The sequence below is a fragment of the Pseudomonas sp. p106 genome, assembly GCF_003936645.1.
GTDB classification, from domain to species: Bacteria; Pseudomonadota; Gammaproteobacteria; order Pseudomonadales; family Pseudomonadaceae; genus Aquipseudomonas; species Aquipseudomonas putida_E.
The window spans coordinates 115968-137560 of record NZ_RHQR01000009.1; the positions used below are offsets into that span (position 1 = coordinate 115968).

The 21593-nt window shown below is 62.2% G+C and carries 22 protein-coding genes; 2 read left to right on the forward strand and 20 right to left on the reverse strand.

Annotated elements, in window-relative coordinates:
• Positions 1–47: 47 nt before the first annotated feature.
• Positions 48–317 carry a DUF6555 family protein gene (locus EGJ09_RS13710; protein ID WP_046786216.1) on the forward strand — a complete coding sequence of 90 codons (270 nt, stop codon included), beginning with the start codon at positions 48–50 and terminating at the stop codon, positions 315–317.
• Positions 318–352: 35 nt separating this feature from the next.
• Here the strand turns inward: EGJ09_RS13710 and EGJ09_RS26450 are convergent, their stop codons facing one another.
• Entirely contained in the window at positions 353–523 is a 171-nt protein-coding gene (locus tag EGJ09_RS26450; RefSeq protein WP_158621136.1) for a hypothetical protein, read from the reverse strand.
• Positions 524–783: 260 nt separating this feature from the next.
• Positions 784–1116 (reverse strand): potassium channel family protein, encoded by a 333-nt coding sequence (locus EGJ09_RS13715; protein ID WP_196996322.1) that lies wholly within the window; start codon positions 1114–1116, stop codon positions 784–786.
• Between the two features lie 362 nt (positions 1117–1478).
• Between EGJ09_RS13715 and EGJ09_RS13720 the strand changes: the two genes are divergently transcribed.
• Complete coding sequence (locus EGJ09_RS13720) at positions 1479–1823, forward strand: hypothetical protein (RefSeq protein ID WP_046786219.1); 345 nt, start codon at positions 1479–1481, stop codon at positions 1821–1823.
• A gap of 253 nt (positions 1824–2076) precedes the next feature.
• Here the strand turns inward: EGJ09_RS13720 and EGJ09_RS13725 are convergent, their stop codons facing one another.
• The 18 genes from EGJ09_RS13725 to EGJ09_RS13810 all read right to left on the reverse strand — a co-directional run bounded on the left by EGJ09_RS13725 (position 2077) and on the right by EGJ09_RS13810 (position 21590).
• A complete protein-coding gene (locus tag EGJ09_RS13725) occupies positions 2077–3264 on the reverse strand; it encodes an MFS transporter (RefSeq protein ID WP_125924146.1) in 1188 nt (395 codons plus the stop codon).
• A 24-nt stretch (positions 3265–3288) separates the two neighbouring features.
• Entirely contained in the window at positions 3289–4326 is a 1038-nt protein-coding gene (locus EGJ09_RS13730) for a Rieske 2Fe-2S domain-containing protein (RefSeq protein WP_125924147.1), read from the reverse strand.
• A 124-nt stretch (positions 4327–4450) separates the two neighbouring features.
• Positions 4451–5284, reverse strand: coding sequence for an SDR family NAD(P)-dependent oxidoreductase (locus EGJ09_RS13735; protein WP_125924148.1), 834 nt, complete (start codon positions 5282–5284; stop codon positions 4451–4453).
• Positions 5285–5307: 23 nt separating this feature from the next.
• A complete protein-coding gene (locus EGJ09_RS13740; RefSeq protein WP_125924149.1) occupies positions 5308–6072 on the reverse strand; it encodes an SDR family oxidoreductase in 765 nt (254 codons plus the stop codon).
• A gap of 129 nt (positions 6073–6201) precedes the next feature.
• Positions 6202–7452: a helix-turn-helix transcriptional regulator gene (locus EGJ09_RS13745; RefSeq protein ID WP_125924150.1), complete on the reverse strand. Its 1251-nt coding sequence runs from the start codon at positions 7450–7452 to the stop codon at positions 6202–6204.
• 48 nt (positions 7453–7500) lie between these two features.
• Positions 7501–9891, reverse strand: a complete 2391-nt coding sequence (locus EGJ09_RS13750; RefSeq protein WP_125924151.1) for an RND family transporter — start codon at positions 9889–9891, stop codon at positions 7501–7503.
• The gene (locus EGJ09_RS13755; RefSeq protein ID WP_125924152.1) at positions 9878–10921 is read right to left on the reverse strand and encodes a YCF48-related protein; all 1044 of its coding nucleotides are present in this window, start codon (positions 10919–10921) and stop codon (positions 9878–9880) included. Before EGJ09_RS13755 ends, EGJ09_RS13750 begins: the two co-directional genes overlap by 14 nt.
• Before the next feature lie 158 nt (positions 10922–11079).
• Complete coding sequence (locus EGJ09_RS13760; protein ID WP_125924153.1) at positions 11080–12288, reverse strand: acetyl-CoA C-acyltransferase; 1209 nt, start codon at positions 12286–12288, stop codon at positions 11080–11082.
• A gap of 8 nt (positions 12289–12296) precedes the next feature.
• The gene (locus EGJ09_RS13765; protein ID WP_125924154.1) at positions 12297–12767 is read right to left on the reverse strand and encodes a MaoC family dehydratase; all 471 of its coding nucleotides are present in this window, start codon (positions 12765–12767) and stop codon (positions 12297–12299) included.
• A gap of 9 nt (positions 12768–12776) precedes the next feature.
• The gene (locus EGJ09_RS13770) at positions 12777–13562 is read right to left on the reverse strand and encodes an SDR family oxidoreductase (protein WP_125924155.1); all 786 of its coding nucleotides are present in this window, start codon (positions 13560–13562) and stop codon (positions 12777–12779) included.
• A gap of 145 nt (positions 13563–13707) precedes the next feature.
• Positions 13708–14586, reverse strand: coding sequence for an SDR family oxidoreductase (locus EGJ09_RS13775; protein WP_125924156.1), 879 nt, complete (start codon positions 14584–14586; stop codon positions 13708–13710).
• Positions 14587–14619: 33 nt separating this feature from the next.
• Entirely contained in the window at positions 14620–15771 is a 1152-nt protein-coding gene (locus EGJ09_RS13780; RefSeq protein ID WP_125924157.1) for an acetyl-CoA C-acetyltransferase, read from the reverse strand.
• Between the two features lie 3 nt (positions 15772–15774).
• Positions 15775–16833, reverse strand: coding sequence for an acyl-CoA dehydrogenase family protein (locus EGJ09_RS13785; RefSeq protein ID WP_125924158.1), 1059 nt, complete (start codon positions 16831–16833; stop codon positions 15775–15777).
• Positions 16834–16842: 9 nt separating this feature from the next.
• Positions 16843–18003, reverse strand: a complete 1161-nt coding sequence (locus EGJ09_RS13790) for an acyl-CoA dehydrogenase family protein (RefSeq protein WP_125924159.1) — start codon at positions 18001–18003, stop codon at positions 16843–16845.
• 9 nt (positions 18004–18012) lie between these two features.
• Positions 18013–18765 (reverse strand): enoyl-CoA hydratase family protein, encoded by a 753-nt coding sequence (locus tag EGJ09_RS13795; protein ID WP_125924160.1) that lies wholly within the window; start codon positions 18763–18765, stop codon positions 18013–18015.
• Positions 18762–19868 carry a nitronate monooxygenase family protein gene (locus EGJ09_RS13800; protein WP_125924161.1) on the reverse strand — a complete coding sequence of 369 codons (1107 nt, stop codon included), beginning with the start codon at positions 19866–19868 and terminating at the stop codon, positions 18762–18764. Before EGJ09_RS13800 ends, EGJ09_RS13795 begins: the two co-directional genes overlap by 4 nt.
• Positions 19865–20776 (reverse strand): enoyl-CoA hydratase, encoded by a 912-nt coding sequence (locus EGJ09_RS13805; RefSeq protein ID WP_125924162.1) that lies wholly within the window; start codon positions 20774–20776, stop codon positions 19865–19867. The genes EGJ09_RS13800 and EGJ09_RS13805 overlap by 4 nt, the downstream gene beginning before the upstream one ends.
• Positions 20777–20792: 16 nt before the next feature.
• Positions 20793–21590: a CoA-transferase subunit beta gene (locus tag EGJ09_RS13810; RefSeq protein WP_125924163.1), complete on the reverse strand. Its 798-nt coding sequence runs from the start codon at positions 21588–21590 to the stop codon at positions 20793–20795.
• Positions 21591–21593: the final 3 nt, after the last annotated feature.

Genomic DNA, 21593 nt, shown 5'->3' on the forward strand with positions numbered 1-21593 from the left:
CATCACTCAATGAATGAGTCATCCATGGAGAAGAGGAGGGCCCCGTGATGCCTAACCCCCAGCTGTACATCATTGACTACCAACTGCGTGGCGAACCACGCAGTTTCATCATCCGCATGGAGCGGATGGACAACACCGAAGCCTGGCACTGGGCCAGTTGTGATGCGGGTATTGGCATCATTCCCAAGTTCGGTCGCGAAAAAATCAAGAAAGTCAGCAGGCCAATGGCTGAGCGCTATGGGATTACCGCAGTGAGTTGGCGGCTGTCCGGGGGAAAACCCAACCAGCCGGTCAGTGACTCTGCGATTAGCAGTTGAGGGGAAAGGAGCGGGCTTTTGCCCGCTCCCTAAGGTCAAGCGCCTGACTCGGGATCGCTTGCTGGTACGCCTGGACGATTTTCCTCATCGTCGGTGACATTCGGGTCAGCATCCGGGTCGTCCACCCGATCGTCAGGCTGGCCCGGATCCAGCTCAGGCCAGTCATCCTGGACGTTACCGCCACCCATTTTCATTAGTTGGTTCATCACGGTTCTCCTTGGCGTCAGATACAGTTAGGAGTGTGATCGAGCTACGGATGATCAGCCTGCGTCCTGAAAATACCGACCAATGGGTTATTGCCCATGGGCGCGACCTGGCTTGTTGGCTGCGGCGCAATTGCCGGTGCAATCAAAACCATGCCGTTGGGGGGATCGCGGCTTGAGGGCCAAAGGCGAGGAGGGCGCTTGAGCCTGCTGGACCAAGAGCGGCTGGCTGACTGCTGTGAAAGTCGGCCGGGCAACGGTCGTTAGTGAATGCCTTGATCTTCCAGTGCTTTGCGCAACGCATGGACGCCCACCGCAACGATTAATCCAGTCATTACGATGCCAGCCATTCCGATCACAACAGCCAGGCTACGAGCCAACCCATCTTTAGGTACCAAGTCACCATACCCAATCGTCAAACCTGTCACGAAGGAAAAATACAGGCCATCTCCCAAGGGCCAGCCTTCCCGGATCCCAACAACCCAGCCGAGCAGGGCCATGAATATCAGTAACAGCGAGACGATTGGCCAGACGATGGCCAGTCCGCGCCAGAACTCACGGACGAAGTTGCGCCTAAGGTCCTTCATTGCTCGCATGGCATAAGTTCCTTGGAGAGTGCAGGCGGATGCTTGACAGGGAGTTTGGCACAACTTTCATCGCGCACTGGAGCAAACAGGTCGGGCAGGCGCTTTACAATCCTCCCTCAGCCCCTTTTTTATAACTACACTAAATGAATATTTAGTGTAGTTATAACTTTAAAGAATATCGTAAAGGGTAGGCGCCGTGCAAATCAGGCCTGGCCACCACCTGATTAAGGTCAATCAGTTGGGCGATCTACTCCGACTATGCAATGATTGACGGTTATCACACACCCAAGGTAATTGAAACAACGCCCATTAGGTTAATGGAAATGGAAGTTGATGGCCCGGGAAAGCGGCCACCTTATGGAGATCAAGGAATGAGCACCACCGCACATCGATTAACACACCTAGGGCAGCGTTGCCTGCTGGTGGCCGCTGGGATAGCTATCTGGTTGCCGCTCGGTGTAGCCAGCTTATTTACTATTTTGCTGGGCCACGAAAAATCGTTATCAGCGGGTATGGCGTTTGCGAATGTATGGTTCATGACTGCGCAAGCTGAACTGATCGCGATCGTCCTTTTGCTGGTTTATGCCGGATGGGCCAGGCCGTGGAAATCCAAGGGGCCTACATACGACACCTTCATTGTGCATAGCTGCGCTGCGGGGCTGATTGTGTTGGGCGGATCTACGTTCTTTCTATCATTGATTGGTGGTGGTAGATAACGCCGTGACGTGCACGATCAGTTGAAGCGCTTCATGCCGTGCCGCACGGATGTTGCAAACATTGGTCGTGGATCTCGTCCAGGTTACGGGAATTTGGTTACCAGCGGCGAGCCGGGGCCGTGCACCTGGCTACAATTCTGGCCACCACGGGCCCGGAAGCTCCATACGAAGATGCGCATAATGCATATTATGTTAAATCATATTAAAATAAGAGGCATCGACCACCCCTCATCACCTCGCTGCGTGCCAGCCATCAACCCTGCACACCAATTGCGCAGCCAGTGTCCACTTCTTGCAAGCGTCGCGCCAGCAGCCAGGTAAAGGCCAGCACTGGGATCAGCGCACAGCCAGCCGCCAGCCATAGCAGCATGCCGAAGCCCTCACCGGCCAGCTGTCCGGCAAGGGCCGGACCTGCCATGGAGCTCAGGGCAAAGGCGCCTGGAATCAGCATGATCGAGCGACCGCTGCGGTCCAGGCGGGCAATCGCTGCGGTCTGATAGACGCAGCCCCAGGTGAAGCCCACTTCCCAGATCCAGGCGCCGGCGGCATACATCAAAAAGCCTTCGGCATTGCCCAGTAACAACAGCCCGGTACCCAGCACCGCGAGAACGATGAGATGGGGTATGCGTACGCCCAGACGGTCACCCACCACGGCCAAGGCCAGCGCCGCTGCGCCGCCCAGCAGTTTCAGCACGGCGAAGACGATACCCAGTTGCGCTGGCTGCAATGCCAGGCCATGGCCCAAGCGTTCAAGGAACGCCCAGAGGCCAATCTGCCCGGCGCCGAACAGGAAGAAAAACGCCAACGCTGCATAAGCCGCCGGCGGAAACTTGAAGCGTGAGAGCAACCAACCTGCCTGAGCCTGTGGCGCTTCGTGAATGAAGTCCTGACGCCGGGGCAATGCCAGCGCGCTTAGGCTCAACAGCAAAATGATCGCGGCCAGCATCAAGGCCGCGCCGGCATAGTGGAAATAGGCAATCACCAGCGACGGCAAGGCGAACAGCACCGCAGCCACCACCCCCAGTTCAATGCCCAGGCGCATGCCCAGGGCGCGTTCCTTGTTGGCCATTTCACCCATGATACGCATGCCCAGGCAGGTCATCAGCGCAGCAAAAAAGCCGATCACCGCCCACAGCGGCAACTGCGCCGTGGCCGGTAACCAAGACGACATTCCATACGCCGCCGCAGCGCCAAACGCACAACCCAGGGTCAACCAGCGCCAGTTCAGGCGGTCGATCAGCACCACTGCCAGCAGCGTGCCAAGCAGGTAGCCGGCAAAACACACCGAGCCCAGCAGGCCGATCTGTTCGACAGTAAAGCCCAGGCTGTCGACCATCGACCCGAGCAGGATAGGCAAGGTATTGAACGGCAAGCCGCCAATAGTCGAAGCGAAGCTGGCGGCCAGCATGATCGCCAGTGTTTTACGGCCACTCATGTTCATTGCCCTCTCCTGCTCGAATGGCTATCAGCGCTGGCCGACGGTAATGATTTCGCGGCGCTCGGCCATGGTGGGCGGCACGCTGGCTTCGTCCATGAAAAACTGCTCGTACCATTCGCGCAGTTGATAGACCGGGCCATCACCTTCGGCCAGGACCGGGTTGTTCACCCGGATCTTGTGCGCCCAGATATCAACGTCCTGGTAAAAGGATTCGCGGTTGCGCATCACGTAATCCTTGGCCATTTCCCGGTTCTGTTCTTCGCTCCAGCCCGGCACTTTCTTCACCATGCAGCCAAAACGCAGCTCAAAACTGTTGGCTGTGATCGGCACATGGCAGTTGAGCAGGATCGAGTGGATCTCCATGCCCTCGAACACCGCGCGCATCCGGGTGAAGTGCGTGGCCGGTCCGTAGTAAGCCGATTCGGCCACCAGGTCACCGCCCAAACGCTCGGAGTCGCCATGGAAAATCTGCTGGGCGATGTGGCCTTCGAAGACGTTGGCAAAATACTTGGTTGGCGTGCCATGCACCGGCCCGAAGTGCTGGGCATCTGCCAGGTTATCGACCAGTTCGCGTGGGTTGGTCTCGATAATCAGCTTGTCCATGTGCCAGTCGTGCAGCCACTCGTCACTGTCCTGTTCCGGCAGATGAGGGATCACCACGCCGTCTGCCGGCGCCTTGCCTTCCGGGTTGTTCCAGACGAACAGCAGGTTGTTCTCTTCACAGGTCAGCCAACTGCGGGTCTTGGCTTTCGGCGGGATACGCTTGCAGTACGGGATCTCCACGCACTTGCCGCTGGCGTCGTACTGCCAGTGATGAAAGGGGCACACTACCCGGTCGTTTTCCAGGGTGCCGCGCGAAAGGTCGGCGCCCATGTGCGGGCAATGCGCATCAATGACGCTGATCTGGCCGCTGGAAGTCGCAAATGCCAGCAAGCGCGTGCCGAAGATATTCAGGGTGTGCAGTTGCCCATCACGGTAGTCGGCCGCTTCACCCAGGCAGTGCCAGCCTCGGCCAAATCGAGGGGCCAGAGCAGTTTCGACATTGATTGCTGCGAGCTTGGTCATTGTTATTGTTCCTCGTGTGGAAATCCCCGGTAACTTGCCCGGTCAATCTTCACCGAGCAGGCGCCGGTGCTCATCCTCCGCATGGACTAGGTGAGCACCCCACGAGTACTTCTTCAGCCAGGATTCATCGCCAATCGGCGACGATGCCGTGCTCCAGCGCAAACGCCTGCGCGGCGATGGTGCGCCTTTGAAAGCGCGCTGCCTGATCGCTGGTGGCCAGCCACACCATCACCTCTGCCGGCACCTGGGGAGGTGCGGTGCCGATGCGCATGGCCAGCAAGCCGTTTTCGCCGATGGTAGCCTTCAGCGCGTCGGTGGTGACCACCCCCGGGTTGAGCGTAAAGGCGCGGATGCCCTGCTCGCCCAGTTCGGCGACAAGCACCCCCGAAACCCTGGAGACCGCCGCCTTGCCCGCACCATAGGCATAGCCCCAGCCACCGTCGACGGCGGCCACCGGCGGGTCGCCTTCGCCGGCACCGGAGGTGACGTTGATCACCACCCCGGCGCCCCGTTCGAGCATGCCGGGCAACACGGTCTGGGTCAGCAACAGCGGCGCCAGCACATAGCCCTGGAACACCCGCTCCATGGTCTGCGGTTGCAGCGACATGAATGCGCTGTTGAGGTCGCGGCCCTGGTAGATGGCGTTGTTGATCAGCACATCGATGCGCCCGAACGCCGTCAGGACTGCCTGGCCAGCGGCCAATACCGAGGCGCTGTCGAGCAGATCCATGGGCACCACCAACACCCTGCGCCCCAAGGCGCGGATCGCGGTTGCCGTGCTGTTGAGGCTGCCCGCCAGGGGCAAGCCCTGAGCATCGCACAGCCGATGCGAGGTGCTTTCGCCCTCCTCCACAGTGCGAGCACTGATCGCAACATCGAACCCGGCCCGGGCAAAGGCCAATGCTGTCTCACGCCCTATACCGCGGCTTGCCCCGGTAATGAATGCCACCTTGGTCATTATTGTTCTCGCGTGGACAGAAGCTAGAAACGTGCCGGACGCACCATGGCATCCATACCGCCATCGACAAACATCACCGTGCCGTGGACAAAACTGGCGTGAGCCGACTGCAAGAATGCGACGACCTGGGCGATCTCCTCGGGGTTGCCGGAGCGCCCCAGCGGTGCGACGAACTCACGGACCGCCTTGGCAAAGCGTGGATCGTTCAGCGACGCCTGGTGCAACGGCGTCTCGACCGCCCCAGGCGCCACCACATTCAGGCGAATGCCCTGTTTGGCCCAGGCAACCGCCTTGCTACGGGCATTGCTGGTCACGGCGTATTTGGAACTGGCATAGGCCACATGGGACTGCCCCAAGGTATTGGCGTGCTCCAGCGCCAGCGCTTCGTTGCCAGCGAGCATGGCCGCGATCATCGGCTGCTGATCGGGGTTGACGTGGGTGGCGGCAATCGATCCGATCACCACAGCGGCCGGCCGGTCGCCCTTGGCCAATGCATCGGCCAGGCCGTCAAGCAGCTCACAGACACCAAAATAGTTGACCGAAATGATGGTATCGGACACCGCGCTGGAACCGACCCCGGCGCAGCACACCAGGCCGTCGAGCACCCCGCCGCTGTGCTCGAGCACCGCACTGATGGCGGCCTGCCGGCCGCTTGCGCTGGACAGGTCGGCAATTACCTCGGCATTTGCCCGGTCGATGCCGATGATGCGGTGCCCGGCGGCGCGTAGCGCCTGGCAGACTGCCGCGCCGATACCGGATGCAGAACCGCTGACCGCTGTGACTGGCATAACGTTGCTCCTTGTTGAATGGTGTTACCTAGTATTGGTGCCGCGCAAACACCACAACATCGTCCGCACGGACTAAAACGCCCCGGCCTTGCAAGCAGGACCGGGGCGTTCGGGTAACCAGGGCGAAAGTCAGGCGCTGCTGCGCGCCGCGGTGGCCAGCTTCAACACTGGCTTTTCCGGTTTATCGTTTGGCAGCGCCGCCAGCTTGGGCTTTCCCAAGGCAACCACACTGTTGAGGATGATGCGCACCAACTCCGTCTGGCGGCGCACACCCGTCTTCGAAAAGATCGAACGCAAATGCGCCCGTGCGGTGTTGCGGCGCACATTCAATACTTCGGCGGCCTCTTCAAGCGACAGGCCGTTAGCCAGTTCCATGGCCAGTGCAGTTTCAGCCCGGGTCAGGTTGAACAGCTGCTTGGTCACCGTTTCGCTGGCCATGGAGCGGCCAACCGCATCGCGGATGTATACCACCACCGCAGGTTTACTCTTGCCCTCGGCCCAGTCCTGAGTAGGAATGGCCTCGATCACCACCCCCAGGTTGACCTGCCCCGATGGTCTGGCCACCGACATCGCTTCGGCTGCGGTGCTGACCTGTTCGCTATTGGCGTCGCGCGCAAAGGCATTGCGCACCAGGCGCTGGAGTTCGCGGTTGTCGCTGGGATAGGTGGCCTCAAGGCGCCCCCCCACCAGTTTCAGGCCATCCGCCTGTTCCAGCAGTTCGCTGGCCACCGGGTTGAGGCGCAAAACGCTGCCATTCTGGTCAAGCACGATGGTGGCCACTGACAAGCGGCTGATGGCCTGGGCATACAGCTCACTGATCGACTCGCTGCGGTCAAGCAGGTTGTGCACGTGCATCGCACGGCGCAAATGCGGCAGGATCATTTCACACAGGGTGCGCTCGGAGGCGGTGAATTTGGGCGCGGCTTTAGGCCGGGTAATGCGAAAGCGCAGCTTGCCGCCATCGGGTGTGGAAACGTCGGCACCCATGATGTGGTAGGTGTCGTGCACGGTACCGTAAGTCTTGTAATAGACCGAATTGGCCCACTCGGCTTCGGTCATCAGGTCATCGACAGTGAACACCTGGTCCATCGGCGGGTTGCTGAACGGCGTGACGGCTTGCGGGTAGGCCCAGTAACTCACCTCCCCCTCGCCTTCGATGTCACCGACCACAATCATCAGGCCCAGGTCCGGCTGCTCAGGCACTCTCAAGATCAAGGTGACGTAATTGGCCTGGTACAGGCTGCGTACGTGGCGCAGGGTCTTGGCCATCAACTTATGGTTCAGCGAACCGTCATAGAACTCGCCGATGAGCGTGTCATATTCAGCCAGCTCCATACCCATTTCTGCCAGCGCTTCAAACCCCAAGGTGGAATTTCCCATCGCCCGTCTCCTTGCGGGGCACAGCCCAGGCCATGCCCGCTATTATTGTTATGATTCGAACACGTGTGTACGCGCAGCACGGTTTGGCCGGACCACAACCAGGGGTTTGCCGAGGTTGAACCAGGCAGCCAAAGCGGGGAGCAGGAAAATTGCCCCGAGTACATTGACCAGAAACATGAACGATAGCAATACCCCCATATCGGCCTGGAATTTCAGCGGTGCAAAGGCCCAGGTGCACACCCCGATCGCCATGGTCAGGGCAGTGAAAACGGCCGCTGTTCCGCGTTGACACATGGCCTGGTAGAACGCATGGCGCAAGTCGGCGCCTTCGGCCATTTCGTGCTGGATCCGCTCATACAGGTAAATGCCGTAGTCAACCCCGACACCTACCCCAAGCGCCATCACCGGCAGGGTCGCCACCTTCAGCCCGATGCCAAGCATGGCCATCAGCGCATTGCACAGCACCGCCACAATGGCCAGCGGCACCAGGATGCACAACACCGCGCGCAACGACTTGAAGGTCAACCAGCAGAACAACAGCACCGAGCCAAACAATGCCACCAGCATCAGCACCTCGGCGCGCTTCACCGCATCGTTGGAGGCCGCCATTACCCCGACGTTGCCACCGCCGAGTAAAAACTTGATTTCCGGCACCTGGACCTGGGCAATGATCCGCTTGGCCTCCTTGACCACATGCGACACCGTGGCGCCATCGTGGTCGGTGAGAAACACCAGGATCTGCATCTGCTGGCAGCCATCGGTCACCAGGCCGTCCTCGGGCATATAGGCACGGGCGCCTTGGCTCAAGCCGCGTGACGAACCCGGGATCGCCGCCCAACGCGGGTTGCCTTCGTTATTGCCGGCAATTACCGTCTTGCCAAAACCGGCCACCGACTGCACCGACTGCACGCCGGTGACGCTGCGCATCTGGAAGTCAAAGGCTTCCACCGCACGCATCACCGACGGTGACAGACACGCCTCCTCCAGGCCCTGGGCCTGCACGAACACCGCCAGCACATCCAGACCGATGGAATAGCTGCTGACAATTTTGGTGTTGTCCTGGTTGTAGCGTGACTCGGCGCGCAGCTCCGGCGCGCCGGCACCGATGTCACCGACCTCCAGCTGCCGTGCCTTGAACACCGCCACGCTTAGCAGCATCACGCTGAGCACAAGCACCGCCAAAGCCGGACGCGGTTCGGCCAGCGCCGACAAGCGCCACCACAGTGTGTGCCTGCCCTGCAGCTGGACACGCTCCTTGCTCAGCACGCGACGCTCCAAACGCAGGTAGGAAATGATGATCGGTAACATCAGCTTGTTGGTGATGATCATCAGCATCACGCCGATGCAGGCCGTCACCCCCAGTTCATGCACGATCGGGATGTCGATCAGCATGATCACGGCAAAGCCCAGGGCATTCATCAGCAACGCCAGGGAGCCTGGAATGAAGATCTTGCAAAAGGCCAGGCGCGCCGCCTGCAGCGAGTCCTTGCCGGCCAGCACTTCCTGTTTCCAGGCATTGGTCATCTGCACGGCGTGCGAAACACCGATGGAGAAAATCAGGAACGGCACCAGAATCGACATCGGGTCGATCCCCAGGCCCATCAGCGGCAACAAGCCCAACAGCCAGACCACTGGCAGCAAAGCCACCAACAGCGCCACTACGGTCAGGCGCAACGAGCGTGAATACAGCCACAGCAACAGGCCGGTGATCAGGAAGGCGACGACAAAAAAGCCGATCACGGTCATCAGCCCCTCGACCACATCACCCACCAGCTTGGCGAAACCGACGATGTTGATTTCGATCTGATCGCTGCTGTATTTGTCGCGAATGGCTTCCAAGCGCTTGGCGACCTCAACGTAACTGACCGACTTGCCTGTTTGTGGGTCCACGTCCTGCAAATCTGCACGGACCATGGCCGCCTTCAGGTCATTGGCCACCAGGCGCCCGACCTGCCCGGAGCGCGCGGCGTTGCTGCGCACCTGAGCCAGGTCTTCGGCGCTTGCGGTGAAGCGTGGCGGTACCACCACGTCACCAAAAAAGCCTTCCTCGGTGATTTCTATGTACCGCACGTTGGCGGTGAACAGCGAGGTCACGCTGGCGCGGCGGACCCCGTTGATGAAGAACACATCGTCAGTCACCTTACGCAGCGTGTCGAGGAACTCGGGGTTGTAGATGTCACCCTCGCCCTTCCAGCTGACGCTCACCAGAAAGCGGTTGGCGCCGGTGAAGTACTGGCTGAATTCGAGGAAGTTGAGCATGTACTCATGCCGCACCGGGATCTGCTTGTTGAAACCAGGGTCGAGCTGGGTATGGGTGGCGCTGTAGCCCAGGCCCAGGGTCAGCAGCAGGAACACCGTCAACAGCAGTTTGCGTTGGGCCAACAGCAGGTCGGCGCAACGCTCGACCATGCGCCCGGACCGGGCTTTAGCGTACTTCATGAACTTGCTCTCCTTTGCCCAGGGCGGCAACGCTGTTGCCGTTCCCCTGGAAAACGCCCCGTTCGCCGGCCACCAGCAGCTGATCGGTGCCCACCACAATGGCTGAGGTCAAGGTGCCCAACCCCGGTTGCCGGGTGGTGCCGATCAAGCGGCCTTCTGCGTCCAGGCGCACCATTGAGCTGCCGGCACCGACAATCAGTACGCCGCTGTGGTCCGGTAGCACTACATGGCCATAAAGCGGCTGGGTATTGCCGACCTTGATCGCCTGCCACTGCTCACCGAAGTTGTCGGTGACAAACACATGGCCGCGCATGCCGTAGGTCACCCAACGCTGGGCACTCAGGCGTACCACGCCAAACAATGAGCCGTTGTAGAACGCCGGCAGCTGTTGCCAGTGCTGGCCGTCATCGGCGCTGCGCAGCACCAGGCCCTGCTCGCCCACCAGCATGCGCCGGCCATCGCTGCCGCCATCCATTGCATTGAGATGGGCGCGGTCGACCTCCAGCGCCAGCGCGCGCCAACTGCGCCCGCCATCGTCGGACTGATAGAACTTGCCGTAGCTGCCGAACACGACAACCTGATCGCCACCGGCTGCCCAGGCGCCCAGCAACGGCTCGCCGGCATCGGGATTGAAATGAACCTCTTGCCAACTGCTGCCAGCGTCATTGGAACGCAAAATCAGGCTGTCCTGGCCAACGGCAACCAATTGCTCGGGGTTCAACGCGGTCAGGCCCGTCAGGGATATCTGGCGTTGCGGCTCGACCGTGGCTTGTTGCCAGGTGCGGCCGCGGTCATCGCTGGTGAGGATGGTGCCGCGCTCCCCTACCGCCACCTGGCGCGTGCCCAGGTTGAGCAGGCCGTTTATCTGCATGCGTTCGGTATTCAGCGTGGTCTGGGCGATGTTCAGCGCCCCGCGTGGGGTAAATGCCAGCGCAACGATTGCGGCGACCGTAATGCACACGAGATAGGCAATCAGCTTGGCGCATGGGCGACTGCGTGCAGCGACATCCAGGCGCTCGACAATAGACATACGGTCCACCCTCTTGTTCTTGTAGTCGTGAATCACCGCGCCACCGAGGCGCGGTGCTTGCAACGGTTGTTGACTGAGGTGTGTAGATAGTCCGTCTGCTCGACCTGCGGGGCATCGTCCAAACGGCCTACCCCAGTGCCGATCGACAGAACCGCGGGTCAGTCCAGCTCGAACAGGCCCGCCGCGCCCATGCCACCGCCGATGCACATGGCCACGACCACGTAGCGCACGCCGCGCCGGCGCCCCTCCAGCAGGCTATGACCGACCATGCGCGCACCCGACATGCCGAACGGGTGACCAATCGAAATAGCCCCGCCGTTGACGTTCAGGCGCTCCGGGGGAATGCCCAGGGCGTCGCGGCAATGCAGAACCTGGCAGGCAAAGGCTTCGTTGATTTCCCACAGCCCGATATCGGCAACGCTCAAACCGAAGCGCTTGAGCAGTTTGGGCACCGCCAGCACCGGGCCGATGCCCATCTCTTCTGGCGCGCAGCCGGCCACGGCGATGCCGCGGTAAGTCCCCAGCGGTTTCAGGCCACGCCGGGCGGCCTCGGCGCGGCTCATCAGCAAGCTGGCCGAGGCGCCATCGGAGAACTGCGAAGCGTTGCCAGCGGTAATGAACTCACCCTGCTCGACCCATTGGCCGTTCTTCCACACAGGTTTCAGCGCTGCCAGGTCTTCGAAACGGGTCGAAGGACGGTTGCACTCGTCGCGCTCGGCCACCACCTGCTCATGGCCATTGGGCTGCCCTTCCTTGTCAAAGCGCAGCTTGCGCACTTGCAGCGGTACGATTTCTTCGTCGAACAGGCCGTCGCGCTGGGCGGCCGCCGTGCGCTGCTGGCTTTGCAGCGAGTAGTCGTCCTGGGCGGCGCGGCTGATGCCATAGCGCCGGGCAACGATCTCGGCGGTTTCGATCATCGGGATATAGGCGCTTGGCATGCACGCCAGCACCGCCTCCGACTGGTTGCGGTAGGTGTTCTTGTGCTTGTTCTGGGTCAGCGACAGCGACTCGACACCCCCGCCGATGGCAATGCTCATTTCACCGGCCAGAATGTTCTTCGCCGCCATGCCGATACTGATCAGGCCAGAAGCGCACATACGGTCCAGGGCCATGCCCGGCACGCTGTCAGGTAAACCACCGGTGTAGGCGCACAGCCTGCCTATGTTGTAGCCCTGGGTGCCCTGCTGTACCGCCGCGCCCATGATCACGTCATCCACCGCGCCAGGCTCGATACCGGCACGCTCGACCACCGCGCGCACGACATGGCCGCCAAGCACCGGGGCTTCGGTGTCGTTGAAAGAGCCGCGAAAGGATTTGCTCAGCGCGGTACGGGCAGTCGCTACGATTACAACGTCTTGCTTGTCCATGAACAGGCTCACTCGGTGATGGGATTGAAGGTGTAACGGCTGATGGTGTCGACCACGCAGCCAGGGCGTTCGGCGCCCTCGATCTCGACGCTGATGCGCACCACCAGCTGTACCGCACTGCCGATCAGCTCGGCACTGATGACCTGGCCCCGGCCACGTACCCGCGCACCAACTTTCACCACGGCGGGGAAACGCACCCGATCGGTGCCGTAGTTCACCCCCATGGCCATGTTGTCGATGCTCATCAGTTGCGGCATGAACAGGTTGGCCAGGGCCAGGGTCAGGTAGCCATGGGCGATGCACGCCCCAAACGGGCCATTGGCGGCGCGCCCGGGGTCAACATGTATCCACTGCTGATCGCCAGTGGCTTCGGCAAACAGGTTGACCCGCGCCTGGGTCAGCTGCAGCCAGTCGGTGACGCCCAGGTCCAGGCCCTGGGCCTTGAGCATTTGCTCGGCGCTACTGAATCGGGTGCTCATGGGGTGCCCTCAAGCCTGTTGTGAACTGACCGACAGCACTTCGCCAACCATGTAGGAGGCGTAATCGCTGGCCAGGAAGATCATGACGTTGGCGACTTCCCAGACTTCAGCGGCGCGGCCAAAGGCTTCACGGTCGGCCAGCCTGGCCAGCAGTTCTTCGCTGCTGGCCTTCTTGAGAAATTCGTGCAAGGCAATCGACGGCGACACGGCGTTGATGCGCACCCCGCTTTCGGCAGCTTCCAGCGCACTGCAGCGAGTCAGCGCCATCACGCCAGCCTTGGCGGCGGCGTAGTGCGCCTGCTCTTTCTGCGCACGCCAGCCAAGCACCGACGCGTTGTTGACGATCGCCCCGCTACCGCGGCGTTCCATATGCGGCAGCATCGCGCGGGTCATGCGGAAGGTGCCGGTGAGGGTCACGTCGATGACCCGCAGCCACTCTTCATCGCTCATCTCGGTAACGCGCCTGGAGCCACCAAGGCCTGCATTGTTGATCAGCACATCGACACCACCGAGGGCCTGTTCGGCGGCGGCGACCAGGGCTTGCACCTCGGTCTCGACGGTGACGTTGCACAGCTGGCCATAAACGCCCTGCAAGCCGGTGTCGGCCTTGAGCTGTTCAACCGCCTGCTCCAGGCGCCGGGGATGGACATCGGAAATCATCAGGGCGCGGCAGCCTTCTTCGGCGCAGCGCCTGGCCGCGGCATAGCCGATGCCGGCGCCGGCGGCGGCAGTGATGAGCACGGATTTACCAGCCAGCAACTGGTGGCCTGGCACATAGGGAGGGGCTTGTTTCACGCGGTATACCTCTGACAGAAAACAGGTTGTCGACAGGTATAAAGGCCGCAGGGGGCAGGCACATCGTCAAAACGGACGGGGTCGATTATGGCAAGGGAACACGAGTAGGCGCCGACAACGCCGACGCCTGTACATCAAGCCGCGCTCACGTGCCCCAGACCTTTTGCGCCTTGGGTGCTTCGCTGAGGATCGCATCGACCGCCGCCCCTATTTCAGCGACCTGCCAGCGTGCGCCCTTGTCGCGGGTGATGCCGGTGCGCCAGCCATCACCGAGGGAGATCCGGCCGCCCTGGCTCTCGAACAGCTGGCCGCTGACATGCCCGGAGGCCTCGCTGCCCAGCCATACCACCAAAGGCGCGACGTTCTCTGCCGCCCAGGCGTCGAAGCTGTCATCGTCTGGCTTTTTGACCATGTCCGGCATTGCGCTTTCGGTCATCGCCGTGCGCGCCGCCGGGGCCAGGGCGTTGGCGGTAACGCCATAGCGGGCCAGTTCCGCCGCCTGCACCAAGGTCAGCGAAGCGATACCGCCTTTGGCCGCCGCATAGTTGGACTGCCCGATCGAGCCCTGCAAGCCGGCGCCGGAACTGGTGTTGATAATGCGCGCCGCCACAGGCTTTCCGGCCTTGGCTTGATCGCGCCAGCGCCGGCCAAGGATGTTGGCCAGGCAGTAATGCCCCTTGAGGTGCACGCGCATCACCATGTCCCAGTCCTCTTCCGACAGGCTGATGAACATGCGATCACGCAGCACCCCGGCGTTGTTGACCAGCACATGCACTTCGCCGAACGCCGCCAATGCAGCATCGACGATGCCTTGAGCGCTGCTCAGGGTGGTGATGTCGCCATCATTGGCGATTGCTTGGCCACCACGCGAACAAATCTCGTCGACCACCGCTTCGGCGGCCTCGCGACGAATGTCATTGACCACCACATTGGCGCCTTCAGCGGCAAAGGCCAACGCATAGGCGCGGCCCAGCCCGCCACCGGCACCGGTGATGATCGCAGTACGACCTGCACAGATTCCCATAGGATGTTTTCCTGTTGTTGAGTGTGGGCGGCTTCAAAGCCGTTCGATGATGCTGACGTTGGCCTGGCCGCCGCCCTCGCACATGGTTTGCAGGCCATAACGCCCGCCGGTGCGTTCAAGCGAATGCAGCAAAGTGGTCATCAAGCGCGCACCGGTAGCGCCCAGTGGGTGGCCAAGGGCGATGGCACCGCCATTGACGTTGGTGCGAGCCGGGTCGTAATCGAGCTCCTTGGCCCAGGCCATGACCACCGAGGCGAAGGCTTCGTTGATCTCCACCAGGTCGATATCGGCCATGCGCAGGCCAGCTTTCTTGAGCGCCGCACGGGTGGCTGCAATCGGTGCCGTCAGGTGCCAGATCGGATCATCGCCGAGCACCGACAGGTGATGAATGCGCGCCCTGGGGGTCAGGTTGTAGCGCTTGAGCGCCGCCTCCGAGACCACCAGTAACGCCGCCGAGGCATCGCAGGTCTGGCTCGATACGGCGGCTGTGATCGACGGGAATTCAGCACTCACAGGCTCCAGGCTGGCCATTTTCTCCAGGCTGCTGAGCCGCGGTGTCTCATCGAAGTCCAGGCCTTCGCAGGCAACGATCTCGCTGGCGAAATAGCCGGCATCTGCGCCAGCCAAGGCACGACGATGGCTTTCCAGGGCAAACACCTCCATGTCTTGGCGGCTGATCTGCCAGTGATCGGCGATGCGCTGGGCGGCGTAGAACTGATTGACTGGCTGCTGGCCAAAGCGCGCCTGCCAGCCTTTGCTGCCGGAAAACGGGTCACTGAAGCCAAGCGGTTGACCGGCGAGCATCGCCGACGAGATCGGGATCTGGGTCATGGTCTGCACACCACCAACAGCCACCACCTCCTGCATGCCGCTCATCACCGCCTGGGCAGCAAAATGCAGCGCCTGTTGCGACGACCCACACTGCCGGTCGACCGTGGTTCCCGGTACGTTCAGCGGCAAGCCGGCGGCCAGCCAGCTGGTGCGGGCAATGTCGCCCGCTTGCGAGCCGATGGCGTCGACGCAGCCGAAAATCACGTCGTCATACTCGTGGGCAGGAATGGCATTGCGCTCGACCAGCGCGTTCAACACATGCGCGCCCAGGTCAATGGCATGCATATGGGCCAGGCTGCCTTTGCGCTTGCCCGTTGGGCTGCGCAAGGCATCGACGATATACGCTTGGGGCATGGCTCAGTCCTCGAAGGTGGCGCCCGGCCCAAGCCGGGCTTCATCGCTGAGCACATAGGCGGCGACGCGGGTTTTATGGGTGGCACGGTCGCCCCAAAACGGGTCCAGCGACCACACGCGCTTCATGAACATCTGCAGGTCGACTTCCCAGGTGTAACCCATCGCCCCGTGCACCTGGATACCATGGCGCGCCGCGAGCCAGCTGGCATCGCAACAGGCCAGCCTGGCCTGCGAAACATAGACGTCGGCATGGCGATCACCCTGGGCCAGGGCATAGGCCGCGCGGTACAGCACGGGTTTGGCGAACTCGATCTTGCTGGCGACATCGGCCAGGTGATGCTTGACCGCCTGGAAGCTGCCAATCGGTTTGCCGAACTGCTTGCGCTGGGCCACGTAGTCCACCGACAGGTCGAGGATCCGCTGGGCCAGCCCAAGCAGCTGCCCGGCTACCGACAAGGCGCCGCGGTTCAGGGTCTCGGCCCACAAGGCCCGCCCCTGTTCGCCGCCGATCAGCAGGGTGTCGCGAGTTGGCTGCCAGCTCACCAGGCCCAGGCGCCTGGAGGCATCGATACTGGCGTTGGCCTGCACATCGACCTGCGCGCGCGCCACCGCATGCACTTCATCGCCGTGGGCAAGGATCAGCCACTCTGCCAGCGGTGCGTCAGGCACCAACGGGTTGATCGGGTGGCCGATCGCCAGGCGCACGCTGCCTTCGGCGATGCGCGGCAACAGGCGGGCTTTGACCGGGTTGTCATCGGGCAGGCCATTGAGCAGGCCGGTGACCACATACGCCGTGTCGGCCAGCGAGTCCGGGATGGCGTAGTAGCCCAACTCCTGGGTCATCAGTGCCCAGGCCACATCGTCCATGCCCAGGCCGCCGAACTGCTCGGGCACCGACAATGCCGTCAGGCCCTGTTCAGCTATCTTGTTGCGCAAGTCAGTGGAGCGGCCTGTATCGGTTTCCCAGATCTCACGCAGCATCTCCGGCGCCGCCTCGGTCATCAGGAAACGGCTGATGGCTTCGCGAAACGTGAGCTGATCATCGGTAAAGGTAAAGTCCATGGCCGGCTCCTATTTCGGCAGGCCGAGCATGCGCTCGGCGATGATGTTGCGCTGGATTTCGTTGGTACCGGCATAGATCGGCCCGGCCTGAGCGAACAGGAAGCCATCAAGCCAGCCACCTTCGACCGCTTGCGCAGCGCTGCTCAACAGCTCGCCGCGCGCGCCAAGAATGCGCATGGCGGTTTCGTGCATTTTCAAGTCGAGCTCCGACCAGATGACCTTGTTGATGCTCGACTCGGCGCCGATCTGCGCGCCACGGCTCAAACGCCCGACGGTGTGATAAGACGACAACGCATAGCCTTCAGCGCCCAGCCAGGCCTCGACAACCGCATCGCGGATGCTCGGGTCGCGGTCTGCGCTCTGGCGGTTGGCGTTGTACAGCTGTACCAACTTGCGCGCCGTGGCCTGGAACCGTGCCGGCGAACGCAGCAGCAACCCTCGCTCAAAGCCCGCAGTGGCCATCGCCACGTGCCAGCCCTGGCCTTCGGCACCAATGCAGTTTTCGACCGGCACGCGCACATCGTCGAAAAACACTTCGGCGAAGGTGTTCTTGCCGTTCAGCGCCTTGATCGGCCGGATGGTCACGCCCGGTGCATCCAGCGGCACCATCACGAATGACAAGCCGTTGTGCCGGGTCGAGGCCGGGTCGCTGCGGAACAAGCCAAACAGCCAGTCGGCAAACAGTGCACGGCTGGACCAGGTTTTCTGCCCGTTGAGCACATAGTGATCGCCATCGCGGATCGCCTTGCTGGTGATCGCGGCCATGTCGGAGCCGGCATTGGGCTCGGACCAGCCCTGGGCCCACATGTCGACACTGGACGCCATGCGCGGCAGGAAGCGCTGCTTCTGTGCCTCGGTCCCGAACTCCATCAACGTCGGGCCCAGCAGCAGCTGACCGTTCTGGTTGATGCGCATCGGCGCGTCGGCGCCGTAGTACTCTTCCTCGAAAATCAGCCACTCGATCAGGTCGCAACCGCGCCCGCCGTAAGCCTTGGGCCACATGACCATCGACAGGCGCTGCTCGAACAGCTTCGCCTCCCAGGCCCGGTGCTGCTCGAACCCTTCACGGGTGTCGTAGTTGGCCAGGGGCGCAGTCGGCTGATTGGCCGCCAGCCATTCACGCACTTCCGCGCGGAAGGCCTTTTGCTTGGGGGTATAAGCGAGTTCCATGGCACTCCCTCAGAACTTGGCGTCGCGTTTTTCGACGAACGCGCGGCGGGTTTGCGCAGAATCCGGACTGGTGTAGGCCTGCAGGGTGAGCCCCTGCTCCCAGCGGTATTTGTCTTCCAGGTTGCCGTCCTCGATGCCGTTGAGGGCTTCCTTGGCGATACGGATCATCACCGGGCTCTTGGCGGCGATCCTGGCGGCAATTTCCAGCGCGGTTTCACGCAGTTGCTCTTTGGGCACCACGCGCTCGATGAAGCCGTACTGCTCGGCCTCGGCGGCGCCGATCTTGTCGCCGGTGAAGAACAGATACCGAACCTTCTGCACCGGGAACAAACGCTGCAGGTGCGCGCCGCCGCCCATGGCCCCACGGTCGACTTCTGGCAAGGCAAAGGTGGCGCACTCGGAGGCCACGACAATGTCGGCAGCGCCGGTAATGCCGACACCGCCGCCGAGGACGAAGCCGTGCACGGCGACGATGACCGGCACCGGGTTGCGATGCACCGCCTTGAACGCCGCATAGTTACCGGCATTGACCGCGACGATGCGCTCGGGGTGGGCATCCAGTTCCTTGATGTCGACACCGGCGCAGAAACCGCGCCCTTCGGCACGGATGACGATCACCCGGACCTCGGGGTTGGCGCCCAGTGCTTCGATCTGATGGGCCAGGTCCATCCACTCCTGGCTGCCCAGGGCATTGACCGGCGGTTTGGCCAGCACCAGCTCGGCAATGCCCGCTTCGATCTGTGTGGTAAATGCTTGACTCATGAGGGTGTTCTCCAACGTTCGGCAGGCTGATGCTCGCTACGGCGAGCCAGTAGGGCATCCAGGCAGCGCTCGGCTTCCTGGGCAATTTCTTCGATCACTTGCTGGCAGCTCTTGAGTTCGCCAATGGCGGCGGCCACCTGGCCGCTGGGCAGAATGCCTTCGTCCGGAACACCGTCGATCATCGAACGCTGCAGCAGGACCGGCTGGTTGGCGGCCATCACCGTTTGCGACAGCGCGCCGGGGTCTTCCTTGAGTGCCTGGCGCAGAACACCGAACAAATGGCTCAGGCTCATGCCGGTTTGCTGCTTCCATTTCCAGGCGCTGCGCAACGCGATGCGCAAGCGCCCGAATGGCCCGGCCTGCTCCAGGCGGTTGATGAACGGGTTCTCGATCATGCGGTGGCGCATGCCGTCCACCGCAGTGGTCACCCGCACCCGTTGCGGGTCGTTGACCTTGAGGTAATGCACCAAGGTGCTCGACGGCGTAGGCGAGTCGCGGGTCATCAAAAAGCGCGTACCCATGGCAATACCCACGGCGCCGGCCGCCAGCGCGCCGGCAAGGCCTCTGCCGGTGGAGTAACCGCCCGCGGCGATCACCGGTACCGACACCGCTGCCAGTACCTGGGGCAAGAGGATCGAACTGGGCACACCACCGGTATGGCCGCCGCCTTCGCCGCCCTGGATGGTGATCATGTCCGCGCCCAGCTCCACCGCCTTCAGGGCGTGTTTGAGTGCGCCCACCGTCGGGATGCACAGCACCCCGGCGGCCTTGAAACGGGCGATGGTTTGTTTGTCCGGGCCTCGTCCATAACTGACAGCACGCAGGCGGTAGCGAATCGCCAGGTCAACGCATTGCGCCGCGTTTTCCTGGAACATGTGGAAGTTCAGGCCGAAATTGCTGCCACCGGTGGCGGCGATGACCTTGTTGATCTCGCCCTCCAGGGCATCGGCCGCAATCGTTGCCCCGGCCAGAAAACCGAAACCACCGGCGCGGGTCGTGGCAATCACGAGGTTGGCGTCTGCAACCCAACCCATGGCGGTCTGCACGATCGGGTAGCGACAGCCCAGGGTTTCGGTCAGCGGCGTACACAACCAGCGGCTCATGCCTGCTCTCCACTGGCGGCGGCCTTGTTGGCCTGGGCCATGGCCTTGGCATCAAAGCCGCCCAGCTTGTCACCCGACAGTAACTCGTTGTGGGCATGGGCGAAGTGGTGCCAGGCAAAGGCGGCGTCCATCGCCGTGCGTTTACCCTGCAGATCCTCGACGTGGTTGATGGCCTGTTTGGTCAGTGCAAGGCCCATTCGCGGCTGCCGGGCAATGCCGGCCGCCAGCGCATAGGTGCCCTGCTCCAGGTCTTCGCGCGGCAGTACCCGATTGACCATGCCCATCTGGTAGGCGCGCTCGGCGCTCATGCGGTCGCCAGTGAACAGAAACTCCTTGGCGATGCGCGGGTTCAGCTCATACGGGTGGGCGAAGTACTCCACCCCCGGAATGCCCATGCGTACCACAGGGTCCTGGAAAAACGCATCGTCGCTGGCCACGATCAGGTCGCAGACCCAGGCCAGCATCAGCCCACCGGCCACACACGCACCCTGGACCATGGCAATGGTAGGCTTGGGCAGTTCACGCCAGCGCCGGCACATGCCCAGGTACACCTCTTGCTCACGGGCATACAGCTGCTCGCCGCCGGGCTTGTTGGTGTGATCCCACCACAGGTGTGCACGCTCGAACGGTTTGTTGATATCGCGCCCGGGCGTGCCAATGTCATGGCCGGCCGAAAAATGCTTGCCGGCCCCGCGCAGCACAATGACCTTGACCGCGTCATCGTTGACGGCCTGGCGCAGCGCCGCATCCAGCGCATAGGTCATCTGCGAGTTCTGCGCGTTGTTGAAGCCTGGCCGGTTCATGGTCAGCGTGGCGATACCTTCTGCCACGCTGTACAACACCGGCTCCTGCGTTTCGTAGACCGAATGGTCTGCACGCTCGACGAATTCACTGTCAGGGCTGTTCATGCTCATGTCCCTCGCCTTACGCCACGCGAATGCCAGCCGGGTTGCCCTTGATCGCCGAACTGCGCAGATCATGGGGGTCGAGCCGATGGATCAGGGCCAGTTGCTCAGGCGTCGGGTGTACGGTCTCTTTCAGCGACGCTGACTTGAGCAACGGGAAACCGGTGTTTTCCTGCACCTGCTCGAAGCTCACACCCGGGTGCAAGCTGCGCACCTGAACCGCGCGGTCCGGGCCGTCGAAATCCATCACGCACAAGTCGGTGACGATCAGGCGGATGTCCATCAGGTCGCGGCGTACCCCTTGTGGCCAGCGGTCGGCCTTGAACCCGACGCCAGAGACCATGTCCACTTCGCCGCTGACGAACACGCGGGTGTTATGGCTGGGCACAAAGAACGAGTTGATGTGGTTGATGCTGTTGCCGGGCAACCCTCGCACACCGAGCATTGCGGCCTTGGGCTTGTGGTAATCGCCCACGCAGGAAAGGTTGCTCTGGCCCCAGCGGTCGATCTGCGTCGGGCCGATCATGGCGTGACGGCGGCCTCCCCAGACGCACTCGAACACCCGTTCGAAGTTCAGCGAACCGGAATATTTCGGCACATGATCACCACGCGGCCCCAGCGGGATCGGCTCTTCGACAAGGTAGGCCTCGCTGTCGGTCATCAGCAGTTGCGGACTGTGGCTGAGCTTGGCCAGGCTGGCGCCCAGGCGCGGGATCACACCAAGACCCGAGGCAATCAGCTCGCCGTTGTCACGCCAGGCTTCGCTGGCCGCGACAATCATCAGTTCGGCGAGGGTAAATTCACAGGTAGTCGACATTTT